This window comes from Rhodovulum sp. HP10, from assembly GCF_047553435.1.
In the GTDB taxonomy this organism is placed as follows: domain Bacteria; phylum Pseudomonadota; class Alphaproteobacteria; order Rhodobacterales; family Rhodobacteraceae; genus Rhodovulum.
Genome location: NZ_CP180201.1, coordinates 2,408,399 through 2,427,526 on the forward strand (window position 1 = coordinate 2,408,399; position 19,128 = coordinate 2,427,526).

Genomic DNA, 19,128 nt, shown 5'->3' on the forward strand with positions numbered 1-19,128 from the left:
ATGGCCAAACGCCGCAAGCTGCAAGCGCCCTCGGCCGAGGAACTGAGCCGGATCGAGGAGGAGTTTCGCCGCGAAACCGGGGCAGGGGGCTCGGCCCGGTCGATGGCCCCCATCGCCCAGGTCGCGGCCGAGAGCGCGGGCGCCCATGAGCCCCGTCCGGCCGAGGAACGCGCGGATACCGCGCGCGACCGGACAGATGCCCGGCGGCTGCGCGAGGCCGAGGGCCGGGGGCTGGTCATGCTCGAGCTGCCGCTGGACGAGATCGATGCCGATGCCCTGGTCCGCGACCGGGTCGTGCTGGATGCCGAAGAGCTGGAAGAACTGAAATCCTCGATTGCAAAGAACGGGTTACGGCTTCCGGTCGAGGTGTTCGAGATGGCGCCAGATGGCCGCGGCTTCCGCTATGGGCTGTTGTCGGGCTATCGCCGCCTCAAGGCCTTCCGCGATCTCAAGGCGCTGACCAATGACAGCCGCTATGACCGCATCAAGGCGGTTCTGCGCGATCCCGAGGAGATGGGCGGCACCTTCGCCGCGATGATCGAGGAAAACGAGATCCGCGCCACGCTGAGCCATTTCGAGCGCGGCCGGATCGCGGTGATCGCGGTGCAGCAGGGCGCCTTCGTCAATACCGAGGCCGCAGTCAACGCGCTTTATCCGATGGCCTCGAAGGCCAAGCGCTCGAAGATCCGCTCCTTCGCGCTGATCTTCGAGGAGCTGGGCGACATGCTGAGCTTTCCCGATCTTCTGCGCGAGAAGGACGGGCTGAAGCTGGCGGCGGCCCTGCGCGACGGGGCCGAGGCGCGGCTGCGCGAGGCGCTGGCCGAGCGGGTGCCCTCCGATCCGGCCGAGGAGGCCGAGATCATCGCCGAGGCGCTGGCCCGGGTCGAGACCGCGACCGATCCGCGCCGGGGCGGGCGGCCGCCGAAGCGGGCGCGTCAGGGCGCGGTGCGGCGGATCTCGGGCGGGCTCAGGATGCAGGCCGGGGAGGATGCGCGCGGCTGGTATATCCGGCTGGCCGGAACCGGCGTCGACCGCGAGCTGGTCGAGCGGGCGATGGAGGAACTGGAGCGGCTGCTGGAACGGCCCGAGGGCTGAGGACCGGGGCAGGCCGGTGGGACAGGCGGGAAGGGCACGAGGCCGCATCGGCGGCTTTCTGCCTCCGGCCCTTGCGCCCGGACGTGGGGACGATAGCTTTCTGCACGCGGACAGGTTGAGACGAGTGGGAGCGGGAATGGCTGCGTTTTTCGATCAGAAGGCCCGGATGGGGCGGCTCGAGACCGCCCTGGGCGAGAACGAGCTGGTGCTTCAGCGCGTCGAGGGCAGCGAGCGGGTCAACGGGTTGTTCGATTTCGAGGTGGGCTGTCTCGCCGCCCGCGCCGATCTCGATTTCGACAGCTTGCTGGGCACCCATGCCACGGTGTCGCTTGTCACCCATGACGGCGAGGACCGCGCCTTCGACGGGCTGGTCACCGAGGCGCGCTGGCTCGGGGCGGGCGAGAACGGGCATCGCTACCGGCTGCGGCTCAGGCCCTGGCTCTGGCTGGCCGGCCTCAGGCGCAACCAGCGGATCTTCCATAACAGGACCGTGGTCGAGATCCTCGAGGAGCTGCTCGAGGCCTATGCCTCGGCGGGCCGGCTCTCGGTCGAGCTGTCGGGCGACTATCCCGAGCTGGAATATACCGTGCAATATGGCGAAACCGATCTGGCCTTCGCCTGCCGCATGATGGAGCGGCACGGGATCTCCTACCATTTCCGCCATGCGCCGGGCAGCCACGAGATGGTGCTGACCGACATGGCCGAGGCCCATGGCTCGATCGGCGTGCGGCCGTTCCGGCCGGTCGACGGGCATCATCAGGAGGAGGTCGAGCATTTCTGGGAGTGGCGCCCGGCGCGGCGGATCACGACCGGCGCGATCCGGCTGACCGATTACAACTTCAAGACCCCGGTCGCGGCGATGGAGACCGACCGCACGGGCGATGCGGGTTTCGAGCATGGCCAGATCGAGAGCTTCGACTGGCCGGGCGATTACCTCGATCAGGGCCGTGGCCAGCAGGTGGCCGAGCTGCGGCTGGGGGCCGAGCGCGGCCAGGACCGCCGCTTTGCGGCGGTGGGCGACATTCCGGCGCTGGCGGCGGGGATGCGGGTCACGCTGGAGGGCGATGACGTGCCCGGCACCGGCGAGGAGTATCTCTGCCTCGTGGCGACCCACAGCTATACCTCGGACAATTACGGCTCGGGCGGCGAGGGCAGCGATGGTTATGCCTATACCGGGCAATATGTGCTGATGCCCGCCGACGCGCCCCTGATGCCCGAGCGCAAGACCCCGCGCGCCGATGTGCGCGGCCCCCAGACCGCGACCGTGGCGGGCGAAGGCGAGGTCGATTGCGACGAATATGGCCGGATCCTGGTGCGCTTTCACTGGGATCTCGACGAGGATCTGTCGATGCGTTGCCGGGTCAGCCAGAGCTGGGCCGGGCCGGGCTGGGGCGGCATGGTGATCCCGCGGATCGGCATGGAGGTCGTGGTCGAGTTCCTCGATGGCGATCCCGACAAGCCGCTGGTCACGGGCTGCGTCTATAACGGGCGCAATGCCCCGCCCGCCGCGCTTCCCCAGAACAAGTCGCGCTCGGTCTTCAAGACCAAGAGCCATGAGGGCGAGGGCTTCAACGAGCTGACCTTCGAGGATCAGGCCGGCGAAGAGTTCATCTACATGCATGCGCAGAAGGATCTGGATGTGCATGTCGAGAATTCGGCGCAGCGGCGGGTCGAGTTCGACGATACCGTCTCGGTCGGGAATGATTCGATGCTGGCGGTGGCGGCGAACCGGACCGAGACCGTCGAGGGCCGGATGGACGTCACCGTGACCGGCGCGGTCAGCGAGAAGACCGAGGCGGCGCGCGGCATGGATGTGGCGGCCGATCTGGCGGTCCGGGCCGGCGGCGACCTGACGCTGAAGGCCGGCGGCGAGATCGTCATCGACGCTTCCAAGATCACGCTGGTCGCGGGCGGCGCGGCGCTGACGCTCGAGGGCGGCGCGGTCAATGCGGTGCCGGTCCTGAATGTGGGCGCGGCCTCGCCGGGGGCGGCGGCGGTTCCGGCGATCCCCGAGGTCTTGAAGGCGGCGGCGGGCGAGGGCACGCCCTTTGTCAGCCATTGTCCGCTGGCGGATGCCTGAGAGGGCCGAGGGATGAAGAGGACAGGGCGATGAAAAGGGCCGGACGATGAAACCCGTGGCACGGCTGGGCGATCTGCATGAATGTCCGAAGCATGGCAGGGGCCAGATCGTGACCGCCTCGGGCAAGACCTTCTGCGACGGTCGCCCGGTGGCGCTGGTCGGCGACAAGATCAGCTGCGGCGCGGTCATCGTCGACGGTTCGGACGTGGCCTTCTGCGACGGGCGCGCGGTGGCGCGGATCGGCTCGCGCACCGATCACGGCGGCCAGATCACCACCGGGTCGGAGCTGAAGACCTGCTGAACGGCGGGCGCGGGGCCGCGACCGAATGGAGGGGGCTCTGGAAACAGCGGCGGGGGCGGGTTATCTGGAGATCCGATGATGCTGATCTTGCGGATAGAGAATGCCGACCGGCTGAGCGATGGCGGCCCGGCCTGGATCGGGCTTGACGGGCGCGATCTCAGTGTGGGGCGGCGGCGCGGCATGGACTGGGTGCTGCCCGATCCGGCGCGCCATGTCTCGGGCCATCATTTCGACCTGAAATTCAGCGAGGGGCGCTATTGGCTGGTCGATCTCTCGACCAATGGCACCTTTCTCGACGGCCATGCCCATCGGCTGCAGGGACCGCATCCGCTGGTGCCGGGCGACCGGTTCCGGGTCGGGCCCTATGTGATCGCGGTCGCGGCCGGGGCCGAGGGCGTGGCGGCGAACGAAGGCGCCGGGGCGGCGCTGCCGGCCGAGGACGACCCCTGGGATTTCGGCGCGCTGGCTGCGGCTCCGGTTTCGTCTGCGCTGCCGGTGCAGGGGCGCGGGCGCGGGGCAGGGATGTCCGGGCGCGATGACGGCCTGCAGGGCTTCGTGTCGCTGGCGCCCGCCGCGCCGGTCGCACCGGCGCCCGTTGCTCCCGTGCCTGCCGGGGCAGGGGGGGTATCAGGCGCCGGAGGGCAGGCCCCGAGGCGTCCGCCCTCGGGCACGCCGCCGGTCGCGCCCGAGCCGCAGCCCTTCCACCCGCCGGGCCGCGATCCCGAGCCGCCCCATGCCAGTGCCGGGCCCGGTGCCGAAGAGGCCTTCCTGCGGGCCTTCTGCGAGGGCGCGGGGCTTGACCCGGATCTGGCCAGGGGCGCCGATGCCGAGGCACTGGCCCGCGATCTGGGCCGGGTCGCGCGGGTCGCGACCGGCGGCGTGATGCGGATGCTGCGCGACCGGGCCAGCGTCAAGCAGTTCACCCGGTCGGGCGAGCGCACCATGCGCAGCGCCAGCGGCAACAATCCGATGAAGTTCCTGCCCGATACCGACGCGGCGCTGGAGGCGCTGTTCCTGGTTCCGCGCGACGGCTTTCTGGCCGGGCCCGAGGGGTTCGAGACCGCGCTGTCGGATCTTGCCCGCCATCAGCAGGGGATTTTCGCGGCGCTTCAGCCGGCGCTGGCCGCGGTTCTGGACGGCCTGGCACCCGAGGCGGTCGAGGCCGAGGCGACCGGCGGAAACCTGCTGGCCGTATCGCGCAAGGCGCGAGCCTGGGACAGCTATGTTGCGCGCTGGGATGCCCTTGCCGGGAAAGGCGAAAATGGCATGCTCGACGCGTTCCTCGATGCCTTTGCCGAGGCCTATGCCCGGGCGCAGGGGGCAATGCCGGATTAGCGTAGGTTGATCTGGCGCAAGGCCGTCTACATATCTGTGCTGACGGTCTTGCCAATGGATTTGGGCCGCAAAGCGCGGTCGACGGAAATTTTAAGGGGTGCCTCATGGGTCTTGATTCCCTCGCGGAACCGATGGTCGACGACGGCCCCTGCGGGCCCGATCTCAATGCGCGGATGGATCCGGATTTCGACGCCTATTATTTCGCGGCGCTCGGCCGTCTTCCCGATGCCTATGCCCGTCCGGGGGTGACCCGGCCCGATGGCTCGGTCTCGCCCGACAGGGTCTTCGATCCCGGCACGCTGGATCTGGCCGCGGAGCTGCGCCAGATCGATGCGCTGCTCGGGCGCAGTCGCGATCTGCGGCTGCTGGCGCTGCGGGTGCAATGGCTGGCGCTGGCGGGGCGGGTTCCCGACGTGGCCGAGACGCTCGAGACGGTGGCGCTGCTGCTGGAACGCTATCCGCGCGAGGTGCATCCCGGGGCCGAGGGCGATCCGGCCGAGCGGCGCGAGGCGCTGGCCGAGCTGGCCGCTCCGGCGACGGTGATCCAGCCGCTGACCTGGGCCGGGCTGGCCGGAACCGCCGAGGTGACGCTGCGCAAGCTGCGGGTGGCGGCCGGGCAGGCGACGCCGCTGCAGGGCGAAAGCGGGCTGTCGACCGATTCGCTGACCGCGGTGCTGGCCGATCCGGGCAACGGGGCGCGGCTGACGCGGACCCTCACCGCGCTCGACCGGGCGATGGAGGCGGTGACGCGGATCGTTGCCGCCTGCGCGACCGATCCCGAGGCGCCCTTCACCCCGCATCTGGACCCGCTGAAGGGCGTTCTGGCCGAGATGCGCGAGGCGATCGTCTCGGTCCGCCCCGATCTGGCCGCCCCGGTGCCGATGCCCGAGGCGCCTGCGCCCGAGCCGGTGGCGCACAGCGCGCCCGTACAGGTGCCGCCGCGCGCCCGGGAGCTTCCGGCCGGGGCACCCGAGGTACGCGATCAGGACCATGCAAGGCGGCTTCTGGAGGCCTGCGAGGCCTATTACCGGCGCGCCGAACCCTCGTCGCCCGCGCTGCTGCTGGTGACGCAGGCGCGGCTTCTGATCGGGCGGCCGCTGATCGAGGCGCTGGAGGTGCTGATGCCCGGCCGCGCGGCCGAGGCGCAGATCGGCTTCGGCCCCGAGACCGGCTTCGTGCTGGACAGCGCGCGGCTGCGCAGCCTGACCGAGGAGGCCGGTCCCGCCGATCCGGCGCCGGCCCGGGCCGAATCGACCCTGCGCCCGCCGCCGCCGTCCATCGACAGCGCCGAAGCCGCCCAGGGCACGCTGCGCGCGGTCGAGGACCATTTCCGGCGCACCGAACGATCGAGCCCTGTACCCATGTTGCTGGAGCGGGCGCAAGCCTATCTGGGTAAGGATTTCCCGGCCATCCTTCGGGATTTGCTGCCATCGGCGGAGGGAGGACGATAGAGTATGTCCAAATGGTCGAATTTCCGCCGATCTTCTGCCAGACTACATCTCTGCGTTGACAACTTCGACTCGGAACGGGTCCAAACGACAGGCGACGCGCTTCGGTCGAATGACGGCAAGAGACTGATAAAGGAAGGAAAATAATGTCATCGAACTCCGGTTCCGGTTTCATCAAGCGCAATCGCCCGCCGCGGGTCCAGATCCAGTATCAGGACCCCTACGATAGCGAGAAGATGGTCGAGCTGCCCTTCGTGATGGGCGTCATGTCGGACCTGTCGGGCAACAATCCGGGGGTCGAAAAACCGGAGGTCGAGGATCGCAGCTTCACCGATGTCACCAAGGACACGCTGGACGATTACATGGCCTCGGTCGCGCCGGGCGTCACCTTCACCGTCGACAACCGGCTGGAGCCCGAGTCGGGCCAGAAGCTGGGGGTGAACCTCCAGTTCGGGAAGATGGAGGATCTGGAACCGGCGGCGGTGGCGCGGCAGGTGCCGGCCCTGCGCCAGCTTCTGGAGGCGCGCGAGCAGCTTGCCAACCTGCAGCGCTACATGGGCACCAAGCCCCGCGCCCAGGAACATATCAAACGACTGCTGGCCGATCCCGAGCTGATGGCGGCTCTGGCGGACAGTGCGGCGCGCGACGACGCGTCGTCGGATGACGCGTAAGCTGCCGGGGGGAATGGGGTAGATGACTCAGAACGCAGAACGGCAGACGGGCGCAGCCGCTGGCGCGCTCGACGAGCTTTCGGAATTTCAGGACATCCTGAAACAGACCATCAAGCCGCGCAGCGACATCGCCGCGCGCGAGGTCGACAATGCGGTGACCGCGCTGGCGCGCGAGGCGCTGGGGTCGAGCGAGCTGATCGCCGAGGACGTGATCGACACGCTCGACGCGATGATCGCGCGGCTCGACGAGAAGCTCAGCGCCCAGGTCAACGAGATCCTGCATGCGGCCGAGTTCCAGCAGATCGAATCGTCCTGGCGCGGGCTGGCCTACACGCTGAACAATGCCGAGACCGACGCCTCGCTGCGGGTCAAGGTGCTGAACATCTCGAAATCCGAGCTGCAGGCGATGATGCGGCGCTATCCCGGCGCCAAATGGGACAAGTCGCCCCTGCACACGATGATCTACGAGCAGAACCTGGGCACGCTGGGCGGCAAGCCCTTCGGCGCGCTGGTGGGCGATTACTATTTCGACCATTCCTCGCCCGACGTGAACCTGCTGCAATCGGTGGCCCGGATTTCCGAGGCCTCGCTGGCGCCCTTCATCTCGGGCACCGCGCCCGAGCTTCTGGGGCTGGACAGCTGGAACGAGATCTCGGTGCCGCCGGATCTGTCCGAGATCTTCGAGACGCCGGAATATGCGCAGTGGAACAGCCTGCGCGACAGCGAGAATTCGCGCTTCGTGGCGCTGGTCGCGCCGCGCGTGCTGGCCCGCGAGCCCTATGGGCCGAACTCGAATTCGGTGGTCGAGGAGTTCAACTTCGTCGAGGAAACCGACGGCCATGACGGCAGGAACTATGCCTGGATGAACGCGGCCCATGCGATGGCGGCGAATATCAACCGGGCGTTCAAGGAATATGGCTGGACGGTGCGGATCCGCGGCGTGACCTCGGGCGGCGAGGTGGCGAACCTGCCGACCCATCTGTTCGATACCGGCGACGGCGCCAAGGACATGAAATGTCCGACCGAGGTGTCGATCACCGACCGGCGCGAGGGCGAGCTGTCCAAGGCCGGGCTGATCGGGCTGATCCACCGCCAGCATACCGACAAGGCCGCATTCATTGGAGCACAGTCCCTTTACCGTCCCAAGAAATATGTCGACGACCTGGCGACCGCCTCGGACAACATGTCGTCGCGCATCCCCTATATTTTCGCAGTGTCGCGATTTGCCCATTACCTGAAGGTCATGGTGCGAGACAAGATCGGCCAGAGCCCCGACCGCCTGCAGCTTGAAAAGGACCTGCAGGCCTGGATCAACAAGTATGTCTCGGGCAATCCCGAGAGCGCCAGCGAGATGGAGAAGGCTCGCAAACCGCTGGCGGGGGCAAAGGTCGAAGTGATCGAGGACGAACTCAACCCCGGATATTACCAGGGCAAGTTCTATCTCAGGCCGCATTTCCAGCTGGAAGGCATGGATATCGGCATGAGCCTCGTGTCGAGGCTGCCTATCGGCAAATAAAAGGCCTCGACCCCGACCGCCATCCCTGAACGCGCAATTAGAGTGAGGTACCGCGCAATGGCCATCGATTGCTTCCTGAAACTGGAAAACAACATCAAGGGCGAATCCCTGGATGACAAACACAAGGACTGGATCGACGTGCTGTCCTGGAACTGGGGTCTGAGCCAGTCCGGCACGACCCATATCGGTCACGGCGGCGGCGGCGGCAAGGTCGACGTGCAGGACATCACCGTCACCAAATATGTCGATGCCGCGACCCATGACCTGATCAAGCGCTGCTGCTCGGGCGAGCATATCACCGGCGGTCAGCTGGTGGTGCGCAAGTCGGGCGGCTCGGCTCCGGTCGACTATCTCAAGATCGACCTCAAGGACGTGATGATCACCTCCTATGTCACCGGCGGCTCGAAGGACGGTCTGGACCGTGTGCAGGAAACCCTGACGCTGAACTTCCGTGCCTTCCAGGTGACCTACACCATGCAGGAGGAAACCGGCGGCGCCGGTCCCGAAAGCACCGCCGGCTGGGAGATCGCCGAGAACAAGGAATGGGCGGCCTGAGGCGAAGACGCGTCGGACGCAGAATGGGCAGGGGCCGGATTTCCGGCCTCCGCCTTTTTCCCTGACCGGCCGCGGGCCGGGTCTTGCAACCAGCATCAGGAGAGGCAATGGCCGGACCTCCGCAGGAGACCGGGCCCGGGGCCCGTGAGGCCTGGCGCGACCGGGACCGCGCCAAGATCTCGATCTTCCAGATCTTCCGTTCGGCCCATGAGGAACATGACGCGCGGCGCGCGAACCGGCCCGCCGAGAATGGCGAGACCGAGGTCTCGGCCCGCTCGAAGCCGCGCCGCGAGGGGGTTTCGGCCAGCATCCTGCGCGCCCATCTGCAGGCCGATCTGGATGCGCTGCTGAACACCATCCGGCTCGATGCCGCGACCGATCTGAGCGACGCGCCGCATGTGGCGAACTCGATCCTGAATTACGGTTTCCGCGACCTGTCCTCGGTCTCGCCGGCCGAGTTTCACAGCCCCGCCATCGTCGAATCGATCCGCGAGTCGCTGTTGCGCCACGAGCCGCGCTTTCTGCCCGGTACGCTCGAGGTCCGGGTGGTCGATGCCAATGGCGACAGCGGCCAGCGCCTGTCGGTCACTGTCGAGGGCGAGCTGACCGGCGACCCGGTCGATCTGTCGGTGGGCTTCGATGCCGAGGTCGATCTGGGCGCGGGCAAGATGGACATGTCGGACCTGAGGATGCGGTCGTGAACCCGGCGCTGCGCGACACCTATAACCGCGAGCTGGCGCTGCTGAAGGAACGCACCGCCGAATTCGCCCGCGACTATCCAGGCCTTGCCGACCGGCTGGGCGGGCTGATGGCCGACAATCTCGACCCCACCGTCGCGGGGCTGCTGGAGGGCTCGGCCTTCCTCGCCGCGCGGGTGCAGCTCAAGCTGCAGGACGAGTTCCGCGGCTTCACCGAGGCGCTGCTGGATCAGGTCTTTCCCGATGCGCTGGCGCCCACGCCCTCGGCGATGCTGGTCGAGGCCTCGGTTCCGGCCGGGAATTCCGACATCGTCAAGGGGCTGCGCTTCGCGCCCGGCGCCTATATGGATGCGCGCTTTCGCGATGCCGACAAGCGCATCGCCTGCCGGTTCTCGCTGGCGGCGCCGCTTACGATCTGGCCGCTGAAGCTGTCGGGGCTGCGCTACCTGTCGGGCGCGGGGCCGGTGGGCGCGCTGGGGCAGGAGATTGCCGAGGGCACCAAGGCCGGGCTGGTGCTCGATCTGGCGCGGATCGCGCCGTCGGGGCAGGCCGACGGCACGGCGCCGCTTGCCGAGCTGGCGCTCGACCGGCTCGATCTGCACCTGACCGGGCCGATGGCCGAGGCGGTGGCGCTGTATGAACAGATCTTCGCGCGCAGCCTCAGGGTCTCGCTGCGCTGGCTCGATGCTCAGGGCGATCCGGTCTTCGCGCGGCTGCCGCCCGATTGTCTGGAACAGGTGGGCTTCGATCCCGACGAGCGGCTTTTCCCGCATCACACGCGGCTTTTCGACGGCTTCGCCCTGCTGCGCGAATATTTCGTCTTCCCGCGCAAGTTCCTCGGCTTCCGCATCAACGGGCTGGCCGCGCATCTGCCCCGGCTGCGCGGGTCCGAGGTTCAGGTGATCGTCGAATTCGACCGCGCCGATCCGCGCCTGGCCGAGCGGCTGTCCGAGGGCGATATCGCGCTGAACTGCGCGCCTGCCGTGAACCTGTTCGAGGAGATGTCCTCGACCGTGCGGATCGACCGCAAGCAGCATGAATATGTGGTCACGCCAAATGCGACGCCCGTGACCCATTACGAGCTGCTCGATATTCTCGATGTGCAGGCCCATTACGCCACCCATCGCAGCAAGGAGCGGGTGCAGCCGCTTTACGCGCTGCCCGAGGGCGGGCAGGATCCGCGCCGGACGCTTTACTACACCGCGCGGCGCAAGCCCCGGCGCCTGACCGCGCGCGAGCTTCGCTTCGGCCCGGCGCGCAATCGCTATCGCGGCACCGAGACCTTCATCTCGATCTACGAGCCCGATGGCGGCGACGATATCCAGCGGCTGCAGGTCCGCGCGCTCTGTTCCAACCGGCATCTGCCCGCCGAGCTGCCGATCGCGGGCAGCGAGGGCGATTTCCACATGACCGACGATGTCACCGTGTCGCTGGCCTGCCGGGCCGGGCCGACGCCGCCGCGCAACCCGCTGGGCCGGGCCGATCCGGGCGCGGGTCCGCGCGCGGGGGCGGGCGATGTCTACTGGCGGCTGATCTCGTATCTGTCGCTGAACCAGTTCGGGCTGGGCGGGCGACAGGACGGCGACAGCGCGGCGGCGCTGCGCGAGATGCTGGCGCTGTTCGCCGATTTCTCGGACAGCGCGGCCGAGGCCGGGGTGCGCGGGCTGCGTTCGGTCGAGACCCGGCCGGTGACGCGCTCGGTCGCCATGGCCGACGGCTATCACCTGGCGCGCGGCACCGAGATTTCGCTGAGCTTCGATGAAAGCGATTACGAGAGCACGGGCGTGATGCTGATCGGCGCGGTGCTCGACCGCTTCCTGTCGGAATATGCCGCGGTGAACAGCTTCACCCAGGTCCGCGTCGCCTCGGTGCAGCGCGGCGCGATCCGGACCTGGCCGCCGCGCTCGGGCAGCGGGCCGATCCTGTGACGGCGGGCGAGAGCTTTTCCGACCGACGCGCGGCCGAGGCGACAGCGGCCGAGGGGGTGGGGCTGTTCGCGGCGCTCCGGGCACTTGAACGCGCCGCCCCCGACGCGCCCCGGATCGGGCGCAATGCCCGCGCCGCCGAGGCGGTGGTCCGGCTGGGGCAGGATCCGTTCCTGGCCTTCCCGGCCTCGGATCTGTCGCGGGCGGGGCGGGACGGGCGCGCCCGGCCGTCCTACAGGGCGCAGTTCCTGGGTTTTTACGGCGCCTTCGGTGCGCTGCCCCTGGCCTGGACCGAAGAGGTCCAGCGCTGGTTCGAGGCGGGCGACGAGAGCTTCACCGCCTTCACCGACATCTTCACCGAACGGTTTCAGGAGCTGTTCTTCCGGGCCTGGTCCGATGCCCGCCCGATCACCCAGTTCGACCATCCCGATGACCGTTTCCAGGGCTATCTGCTGGCCTTTGCCGGGACCGCGACGCCGGCCTTCCGCGACCGGGGCAGGCTGCCCGATACCGCGCTGGCCCGGCTGGTGCCGCTGGCCGCGGGGCGGGTCAAAAGCCCGGTCCGCCTGCGCCAGATGCTGGGGCTGCATTTCGAGGGCCGGGCGCGGGTCGGGATCGAGGAGATGGTGCCGGGCTGGCTCGACTTCGAGCCCGGGACCGAAACCCGGCTGGGGCTGGGGGCGGCGCGCATCGGGCGCGACGCCCATCTGGGCGCGCGGGCGCGCACGATCAGCGACCGGATCCGGGTGCATCTGCACGTGCCCGACATGGCCGCCTTCGACCGCTTCCTGCCCGGCGGTCCCGACAATCGCGAGCTGGCCGAGATCTGCCGCTGGTATCTGGGCGACAGCCTCGAGATCGAGGCCGCCCTGTGGCTGCCCCAGCCCAAGGTGGTGCCCGCCGTGCTGGGCCGCTCGGCCCGGCTGGGCTGGATGGCCTGCCTCGCGCCCGATCCCGAGAACCCCGACCAGATGGTCCATATCGCGCGGTTCGACCTGAATCGCGAGCACGATGCCCCCCGGCCCGCAGCCGCGGCCCCCGCCGCCGTCGCGGCCTGACACGAAGATCCGAAAGAGCCTGACGAGACATGACCGAGATCACCATCGAGACCTATGCCGGCAAGATGAACCGTGCCGGATACGACGCCTTCCTGCAGGGCATGCGCCATGCCCGGGGCGAGAAGAACCGCCATGTCGATCTTTGCCACTGGCTGTTCCATTCGGTCTCGAACCAGAATGCCGACATCTCGGTCACGCTGAACGAGCTGGGGCTCGACCGCGGCCGGGTGCTGCGCGATCTCGACGGGGCGATGGCCGCCTTGCAGAAGAACGTGACCGAGACGCCCGGCATTTCCGAGGTGCTGTCGGATGCGCTGAACCATGCCTGGACCTATGCCACGCTGTTCTTCGGCGAGGCCCAGATCCGGACCGGCCATGTGCTGACCGCGCTTCTGAACGATCCGGGGCTCAAGCGCCATCTGCTGCAGCTGTCGAAGGTCTTCGCCGAGATCCCGGTCGAGCGGCTGGGGCAGGAGTCGCGCAGCCTCTGGGCCGCCTCCGAGGAAGAGGGCATGCGCCCGATGGATGGCTCGGGGCTGACCGCGCGCGGCGAGGGCGCCGAGGGGGCGGCCGGGCGCAGCGGCGGGCAGTCGGCCCTGGGCCGCTTCGCGCAGGACATGACCGCCGAGGCCGAGGCCGGGCGGCTCGACCGCGTCGTCGGGCGCGATGACGAGATCCGGCAGGTGATCGACGCGCTTCTGCGCCGCCGCCAGAACAACCCGATCCTGACCGGCGAGGCCGGGGTCGGCAAGACGGCCGTGGTCGAGGGCTTTGCCCAGAAGCTGGCCGCGGGCGAGGTGCCGCCCAGGCTGAAGGGCACGCGGCTTTACATGCTCGACATCCAGTCGATGCAGGCCGGGGCCTCGATGCGGGGCGAGTTCGAACAGCGGCTGAAATCGGTGATCGACGAGGTGCAGGCCTCGGATGTGCCGATCATCCTGTTCATCGACGAGGCCCATACCCTGATCGGCGCGGGCGGGCAGGCGGGCACAGGCGATGCCGCCAACCTGCTGAAACCGGCGCTGGCGCGGGGCACGCTGCGCACCATCGCCGCGACCACCTGGTCGGAATACCGCCAGCATATCGAGAAGGACCCGGCCCTGACCCGGCGTTTCCAGCCGGTCACCGTCGACGAGCCCGATGTCGAGACCTGCTGCGCGATGCTGCGCGGCATTCTCGGCCCGATGGAGGCCCATCACGGCGTACGGATCTCGGACGAGGCGGTGGTGGCCGCCGTCCAGCTGTCGCAGCGCTATATCCCGGCGCGGCAGCTGCCGGACAAGGCGGTCTCGCTGCTGGACACGGCCGCGGCGCGGGTGGCGGTCAGCCAGGCCTCGGTGCCCGCGCGGATCGAGGATCTGAAGGCCCGGATCGACGCGCTGGACAGCGAGATCGCCGCCAAGCGCGGGGCGCAGGATCTGGGCGAGGATGCGGGCGAGCGGATCGCCGAGCTGGAGGCCGAACGCGCCGAAGCCGCCGCGGATCTGGTCCGGCTGGAAGAGCTTCACGACGAGCAGAAGGCTCTGGTCGAGCAGATCCTCGGGCTCCGCGCCCGGATCGCGGGTGCGGGTGAGGGCGCTGCCGCTGAAGACATGGCTGGTGCGGCCGGGACGGATGACGGCGAGCCGGGCGAGGACAAAGAGCCGCTCGATATCGATGCCTTGCGCGCCGAGATGCATGAACGTCTTGCCACGCTTGAGGCGGGGGATCCCGAGACCCGGATGGTCGAGCCCCATGTCGGCGCCCAGACCGTGGCCCAGGTGATCTCGGACTGGACCGGCATCCCGACCGGGCGGATGGTGCGGGACGAGCTGCAGGCGGTCCTGACCCTGAAGGATCATCTGCGCGAGCGGGTGGTGGGGCAGGACCATGCCCTGGCCGCCATCGCCCGGCGGATCGAGACCTCGCGCGCGGGGCTGGCCAATCCCGAGAAACCGATCGGAGTGTTCATGCTGTGCGGGCCTTCGGGCGTCGGCAAGACCGAGACCGCCATCGCGCTGGCCGAGGCGCTGTATGGCGGCGCGCAGAACATGATCACCATCAACATGTCCGAGTTCCAGGAGGCCCATACGGTCAGCCTTCTGAAGGGCGCGCCGCCCGGCTATGTCGGCTATGGCGAGGGCGGGCGGCTGACCGAGGCGGTGCGGCGCAAGCCCTATTCGGTGGTGCTGCTCGACGAGGTCGAGAAGGCGCATCCCGATGTGCACGAGATCTTCTTCCAGGTCTTCGACAAGGGCTGGATGGAGGATGGCAACGGCCGCCGCATCGATTTCCGCAACACCCTGATCCTGCTGACCTCGAATGTGGGCACCGACACCATCATGGCGATGGCCGAGGACGGCCGGACGCGGCCCGATCTGGACGAGGTCACGGCGGCGCTGAAACCGCGCCAGCTCGAGGTCTTCCCGCCCGCACTGCTGGGCCGGGTGGTCTCGATCCCCTATCTGCCGCTCTCGGCCGAGGGGCTGGCGGCCATCGTCCGGCTGAAGCTGGCGGCGGTCGAGGCCCGGATGCGGGGCGCCCATGGCGCCGAGCTTGTCTATGGCGACGAAGTCATGGACCATATCGTCGATCAGTGCCGCGACCCCGACAGCGGCGGTCGGATGATCGACAATATCATCACCAATACCATCCTGCCCGACCTCTCGCGCGAGGTGCTGGGGCGGATGGTGTCAGGCGAGGGCATCGCGCGGGTCGAGATCCTGCTGAAAGACGGCGCGCTGGCCTACAGTTTCGAAGGAGGAAACGCGTGACCCAATGTTTTGTCGACGATGCGGGCGTCAGCTGGAGCTATGACCAGGAGGCCGCCCTGCGCCTGATCGCCCATTATGCCCGGCTCAGGGCGATGAACGAGACGACACGTGTCGTGACCTCGCGCGACAGCCTGATCCAGAAGCTTTATCTTGCGCGCGAGCTTGCCAATGTCGAAACCGACGTCAACCGGATGCTGGCGCGCAAGACCGAGATCGAGGAGATCGAGGGTCGCCGCTTCGCCACCCTGATGCTGGGCGCGGTCGATGATGCGCAGTCCTATCTGATCGGGATCCGCCGCGAGACCGACCGTCTGATGAGCGCCAACCAGTCGGTCTACCGCTCGGCCCAGGACATCAACCAGGCTGCCATCGACCATGCCGAAACCGCGATCAAGGTGGCCAAGGGGGTGCGCGACACCTCGGTGCTGACGCTAGGCGTGATCGCCACCGTCGCGACCGGCGGCACCACCATCGCCGTGGCCTCGGGTGCGGGGGCGGGGCTGTCGGCAACCGCGACCTATCAGGATACCGGCTCGGCCTCGAAGGCGGCGATCAAGGGCGGGCTGTTCCTGCTGCCGCTGGGGACCCGCCAGATCACCGGGGTGGCGACGGCCGCGGGGGCGACGCCGACCATGACCGCGGCGATGAGCCTCGGGATCGACACCGGCGCCGAGACCTTCGAGGGCATCTATGTCAACGACGCCACGCTGGAACAGGCGCTGCGGGCGGCCCTGATCAACCAGGTCAGCGGTCAGGCCCTTGGGGCGCTGGCGCGCGAGAACAGCCGCTGGATGGGCCAGCGCCTGCGCGGCGCGGTCCGGCTGGTGGACAGCCATGGCGGGCAGATGTCGAACCGCGCCTATCCCTTCCTGTCCGAGATGGGCGGCAAGCTTGCCCAGGAGGCGCTGAAGGTCAGCCCGGGCGGCACCACGCCCGCCGCCGACGCGGCAGCGCAGACCGGACGGGTGGCGGCGGCGCGTGCGGCGCAGTCGCAGGCGCGCGACACGGCCAGCCTCTGGGTGATGCGCGAGGTGATGCGGCGGCTCTGAGCCCCGCATCTCGGACTGCGCCTCGGGTCGCGTTTCGCACAGCGTCTCGGCCGGGGGTCAGCCGGTGGCGAGGATCGCGTCGACGGTCTCGCGGTAGCGGCGGATCTCGGGCGAGACCACGGCGGGGGCGGTGCCGGTCATCTTGCGGTCGGCCCAGGCCAGAAGCTCGCCGATGGTCTTGCCGGTCAGGAACGGGTTGGCGGCGACGACGGCCGTGCCCATGACCTTGGCCACCCCGGCCCCGGGATCGGCGGAAAGCGCGCGGTCGGCACCCTCGGCGCCGAGGAAATGCGCCAGATACAGCCGTCCCGGGGTCAGTCCATGGCCCCGGGCGGCCAGGTAGGCGGCATTCTCGCGGGCCAGCGCATAGACCATCTCGACACTCAGGACCGGATCGGTCCGAAGCGCCAGCAGCGCGGCACGATCCATCCGCGCGGTCAGCTCGGGATGGTGCTCGCGCATCATCCGCAGCCAGGTCGAGGAGATGAACTGGCCAAGCCCGAGCGCGCTGGATCTGGGGTTCTTTGCATCCGACCGCCCGCCGCTTTCGACATGGACGATGCGGGCGACGAGGGTCTCGACCGCGGCATCGCCGTCGATCGCGGCCGTGGCTCCGGTAAGCGTTCCGGCCCCGGCGCAGGCATGGCCGCCTTCTGGCATCGGCAACACATAGCAGCTGCTGCGCCCGTCAAGCCCGACATAGAACAGCCGCGCCGCGCCGCCCGGCCCCGGCCGGGTCGCGTAAAGCACCCGCAGCCGGTCCTCGGGCGAGGCCGGGCGGCCCAGATCCATCCGCTGCGCCAGCAGCACGATCATCTCGCCGGTCAGGTCGGGGCCGAGCCCGGCGCCGAGTGCCGCGCTGTAGACCGCGTCGAGCAGCCGGGGCGGGGCCGTGGGCGCGGCCCGGCTTTCGGCGGCCAGATCGCGCTCGGCCCAGGGATCGGCGGCGCGGGCATAGCGCCCGGCACCAAGCCGGGCCAGCGTCGTCAGATAGCCCTCGGCGCCGTAAAGCGACAGTTGCAGCAGCTCGGCACCGGTTTCGGCTCCGGTTTCGGGCCCGGCCCGGTTTCGGGGGCCGCCGGGACGGAGCCGCAGCGCGGCCAGGAGCGGCTGCCCGGACAGCGCCGGCAGCGCCCCGACCGCGGCGCGGCCCGCCTCGGGCCCGAGCCCGGCCCGGCTCAGCGCCGCGGCCAGATCGATGCCGGGGCCGAGCCGGAGCAGGCTGTCGGCGAAGAAGGGCTGCCGGGCGGCCTCGGGCAAAAGGCCGAGGGCAAGATCGCCGGGTGCAGTGTCGGGCGCAGTGCCGGGCGTTGTGCCGGGCGGGATGCTGAGGCCTCCGGCCCGGGCCAGGGCGCGGCTGCGGCGAGCCTGGTAAAGCGCCAGATCCTCGCGGCTCGAGGGCGGATCGAGCGCGCGCGGTCCGCTGCCCGCGCCAAGCCCGGCCTCGATCAGGGTCAGCCGGTCGGGGGCGGGCGGGCCCGCGCGCCCCGGCGCAAAGCCCGGTGGCCCGGGCAGGGTCCGGGCCGGGGCCGAAGGCCCGGCCGAGAGCCGCAGCACCATCGGATCGCGCGGCAGCCCGCGCAGCGCCAGCGACGGGTCGGGGGGCGCAGGCGTTTGTGGATCCGGCTCGGCCTCGGGCACCATGGCGAGATCGTCGCCGGTCGCGATGGCCGGGGGCGGCGCTGCGGGACCGTCGCGGCTCAGCCGCCATCCGGCCGCGCTCAGCCCCAGCGCAAGCAGGCCCAGAAGAACCGGCCGCACCAGCCGCCGCCGCCGCCGGGCCCGGGCGCGGGCGGCGGCGGCCCGGAAGGCGGGATCGACGCCGAAACCGGGCGGGTTCACCGGAACACCCCCAGCGCGGGCGCCAGCCGGATCTGCGGCGGCGGGCCGTCGGATGGCTCGGGCGCGCTCTGACGCCGCGGCGTCGCCGTGCGCGCGGCCGCGGGCGCGGGCGGGGCGGGACAGGCCACGTCTTCGGCCGCGACGATCCGGCGGAACAGCCCGGGCGAGGGCGCGCCCGGCGCCGGGCCCAGCCCGCGTTCGGCGAAATAGCGCGCGACGGCCGCGCGCGAGCCCTCGCCCCAGAGCCCGTCGATGCCGCCGCGATAGCAGTTCATCCGCGCCAGCTCGGTCTGGATCGCGCGGGGCAGGGCGTCCTCGGGCGGATCGAGCGCGCCTGCCGCGACCAGGCGGGCAAAGGCTTCGGGGTCGTCCTGCCTCAGCCGGGTACGGGTGGCGAGGTCCGACCAGATCGGCAGATCGTCGGCCTCGGGCGCGATCAGCCCGACGATGACCGAGGGTTCGGGCAGGCCCTCGGCGCGGGGCAGGGCGGCGAGGCTTTCGCGCGGCGGCGGGGTGAAGATCTCGACCGCCGGGGTCTCGGGGCGCGCGCTCAGAACCGGAGCGGCGGGCGCGGCGGGGGCCAGCCGGACGGGGGCGACGCGGCGCGGAACGGGCGCGCCGTCTGCCGGGGCGGCGGCCGCGCCCGGGGTTTCGCTGGCCAGCGCGATCGCGGGCAACAGCCACACGGCCAGCCCCGCCGCGGCGGGCCAGCCTGTCCTGGCATGTTCTCCGATTCTCATCCCGGCTCTCGTCCTGCCTTCGTTGCTGTGGCGTCCATAGCGCGATTCCGCTCGGGATGCAG

The 19,128-nt window shown here is 69.8% G+C and carries 15 protein-coding genes; 13 read left to right on the forward strand and 2 right to left on the reverse strand.

What is annotated here, in order from left to right:
• From ACK8CO_RS11285 to ACK8CO_RS11345, 13 genes are all read left to right on the forward strand, one after another.
• Positions 1-1,095: a ParB/RepB/Spo0J family partition protein gene (locus tag ACK8CO_RS11285; protein ID WP_080618215.1), complete on the forward strand. Its 1,095-nt coding sequence runs from the start codon at positions 1-3 to the stop codon at positions 1,093-1,095.
• A gap of 136 nt (positions 1,096-1,231) precedes the next feature.
• Entirely contained in the window at positions 1,232-3,175 is a 1,944-nt protein-coding gene (locus ACK8CO_RS11290) for a type VI secretion system Vgr family protein (RefSeq protein WP_414896684.1), read from the forward strand.
• A gap of 46 nt (positions 3,176-3,221) precedes the next feature.
• Positions 3,222-3,476, forward strand: a complete 255-nt coding sequence (locus ACK8CO_RS11295) for a PAAR domain-containing protein (protein ID WP_080618217.1) — start codon at positions 3,222-3,224, stop codon at positions 3,474-3,476.
• A gap of 75 nt (positions 3,477-3,551) precedes the next feature.
• Positions 3,552-4,811: a type VI secretion system-associated FHA domain protein TagH gene (gene tagH / locus ACK8CO_RS11300; protein ID WP_414896685.1), complete on the forward strand. Its 1,260-nt coding sequence runs from the start codon at positions 3,552-3,554 to the stop codon at positions 4,809-4,811.
• A 104-nt stretch (positions 4,812-4,915) separates the two neighbouring features.
• Entirely contained in the window at positions 4,916-6,262 is a 1,347-nt protein-coding gene (locus ACK8CO_RS11305) for an ImpA family type VI secretion system protein (RefSeq protein WP_080618219.1), read from the forward strand.
• A 143-nt stretch (positions 6,263-6,405) separates the two neighbouring features.
• Positions 6,406-6,930 carry a type VI secretion system contractile sheath small subunit gene (gene tssB / locus ACK8CO_RS11310; protein ID WP_414896686.1) on the forward strand — a complete coding sequence of 175 codons (525 nt, stop codon included), beginning with the start codon at positions 6,406-6,408 and terminating at the stop codon, positions 6,928-6,930.
• A gap of 22 nt (positions 6,931-6,952) precedes the next feature.
• Positions 6,953-8,446, forward strand: coding sequence for a type VI secretion system contractile sheath large subunit (gene tssC / locus ACK8CO_RS11315; RefSeq protein WP_080618221.1), 1,494 nt, complete (start codon positions 6,953-6,955; stop codon positions 8,444-8,446).
• A gap of 57 nt (positions 8,447-8,503) precedes the next feature.
• Positions 8,504-9,001, forward strand: coding sequence for an Hcp family type VI secretion system effector (locus tag ACK8CO_RS11320; RefSeq protein ID WP_080618222.1), 498 nt, complete (start codon positions 8,504-8,506; stop codon positions 8,999-9,001).
• Between the two features lie 107 nt (positions 9,002-9,108).
• Complete coding sequence (tssE, locus tag ACK8CO_RS11325) at positions 9,109-9,702, forward strand: type VI secretion system baseplate subunit TssE (RefSeq protein WP_080618223.1); 594 nt, start codon at positions 9,109-9,111, stop codon at positions 9,700-9,702.
• Positions 9,699-11,627 (forward strand): type VI secretion system baseplate subunit TssF, encoded by a 1,929-nt coding sequence (tssF, locus tag ACK8CO_RS11330; protein WP_414896687.1) that lies wholly within the window; start codon positions 9,699-9,701, stop codon positions 11,625-11,627. Before tssE ends, tssF begins: the two co-directional genes overlap by 4 nt.
• Positions 11,624-12,682: a type VI secretion system baseplate subunit TssG gene (tssG, locus tag ACK8CO_RS11335; protein ID WP_414896688.1), complete on the forward strand. Its 1,059-nt coding sequence runs from the start codon at positions 11,624-11,626 to the stop codon at positions 12,680-12,682. The genes tssF and tssG overlap by 4 nt, the downstream gene beginning before the upstream one ends.
• Positions 12,683-12,711: 29 nt before the next feature.
• Entirely contained in the window at positions 12,712-15,435 is a 2,724-nt protein-coding gene (gene tssH / locus ACK8CO_RS11340; RefSeq protein ID WP_414896689.1) for a type VI secretion system ATPase TssH, read from the forward strand.
• A complete protein-coding gene (locus ACK8CO_RS11345; RefSeq protein ID WP_414896690.1) occupies positions 15,432-16,484 on the forward strand; it encodes a hypothetical protein in 1,053 nt (350 codons plus the stop codon). Before tssH ends, ACK8CO_RS11345 begins: the two co-directional genes overlap by 4 nt.
• A 57-nt stretch (positions 16,485-16,541) precedes the next feature.
• Here the strand turns inward: ACK8CO_RS11345 and ACK8CO_RS11350 are convergent, their stop codons facing one another.
• Together ACK8CO_RS11350 and ACK8CO_RS11355 are read right to left on the reverse strand one after the other, a co-directional pair.
• Entirely contained in the window at positions 16,542-18,326 is a 1,785-nt protein-coding gene (locus ACK8CO_RS11350) for a hypothetical protein (protein ID WP_414896691.1), read from the reverse strand.
• A complete protein-coding gene (locus ACK8CO_RS11355; protein WP_414896692.1) occupies positions 18,323-19,066 on the reverse strand; it encodes a peptidoglycan-binding domain-containing protein in 744 nt (247 codons plus the stop codon). Before ACK8CO_RS11355 ends, ACK8CO_RS11350 begins: the two co-directional genes overlap by 4 nt.
• Positions 19,067-19,128: the final 62 nt, after the last annotated feature.

Excerpts from the sequence above, each read along its gene's own strand:
- ACK8CO_RS11355 (WP_414896692.1), bottom strand. The coding sequence starts at position 19,066 with ATGAGAATCGGAGAACATGCCAGGACAGGCTGGCCCGCCGCGGCGGGG.
- ACK8CO_RS11305 (WP_080618219.1), top strand. The coding sequence starts at position 4,916 with ATGGGTCTTGATTCCCTCGCGGAACCGATGGTCGACGACGGCCCCTGC.
- ACK8CO_RS11295 (WP_080618217.1), top strand. The coding sequence starts at position 3,222 with ATGAAACCCGTGGCACGGCTGGGCGATCTGCATGAATGTCCGAAGCAT.
- ACK8CO_RS11285 (WP_080618215.1), top strand. The coding sequence starts at position 1 with ATGGCCAAACGCCGCAAGCTGCAAGCGCCCTCGGCCGAGGAACTGAGC.
- tssC (WP_080618221.1), top strand. The coding sequence starts at position 6,953 with ATGACTCAGAACGCAGAACGGCAGACGGGCGCAGCCGCTGGCGCGCTC.
- ACK8CO_RS11320 (WP_080618222.1), top strand. The coding sequence starts at position 8,504 with ATGGCCATCGATTGCTTCCTGAAACTGGAAAACAACATCAAGGGCGAA.
- tssH (WP_414896689.1), top strand. The coding sequence starts at position 12,712 with ATGACCGAGATCACCATCGAGACCTATGCCGGCAAGATGAACCGTGCC.
- tagH (WP_414896685.1), top strand. The coding sequence starts at position 3,552 with ATGATGCTGATCTTGCGGATAGAGAATGCCGACCGGCTGAGCGATGGC.
- tssB (WP_414896686.1), top strand. The coding sequence starts at position 6,406 with ATGTCATCGAACTCCGGTTCCGGTTTCATCAAGCGCAATCGCCCGCCG.
- tssE (WP_080618223.1), top strand. The coding sequence starts at position 9,109 with ATGGCCGGACCTCCGCAGGAGACCGGGCCCGGGGCCCGTGAGGCCTGG.
- ACK8CO_RS11290 (WP_414896684.1), top strand. The coding sequence starts at position 1,232 with ATGGCTGCGTTTTTCGATCAGAAGGCCCGGATGGGGCGGCTCGAGACC.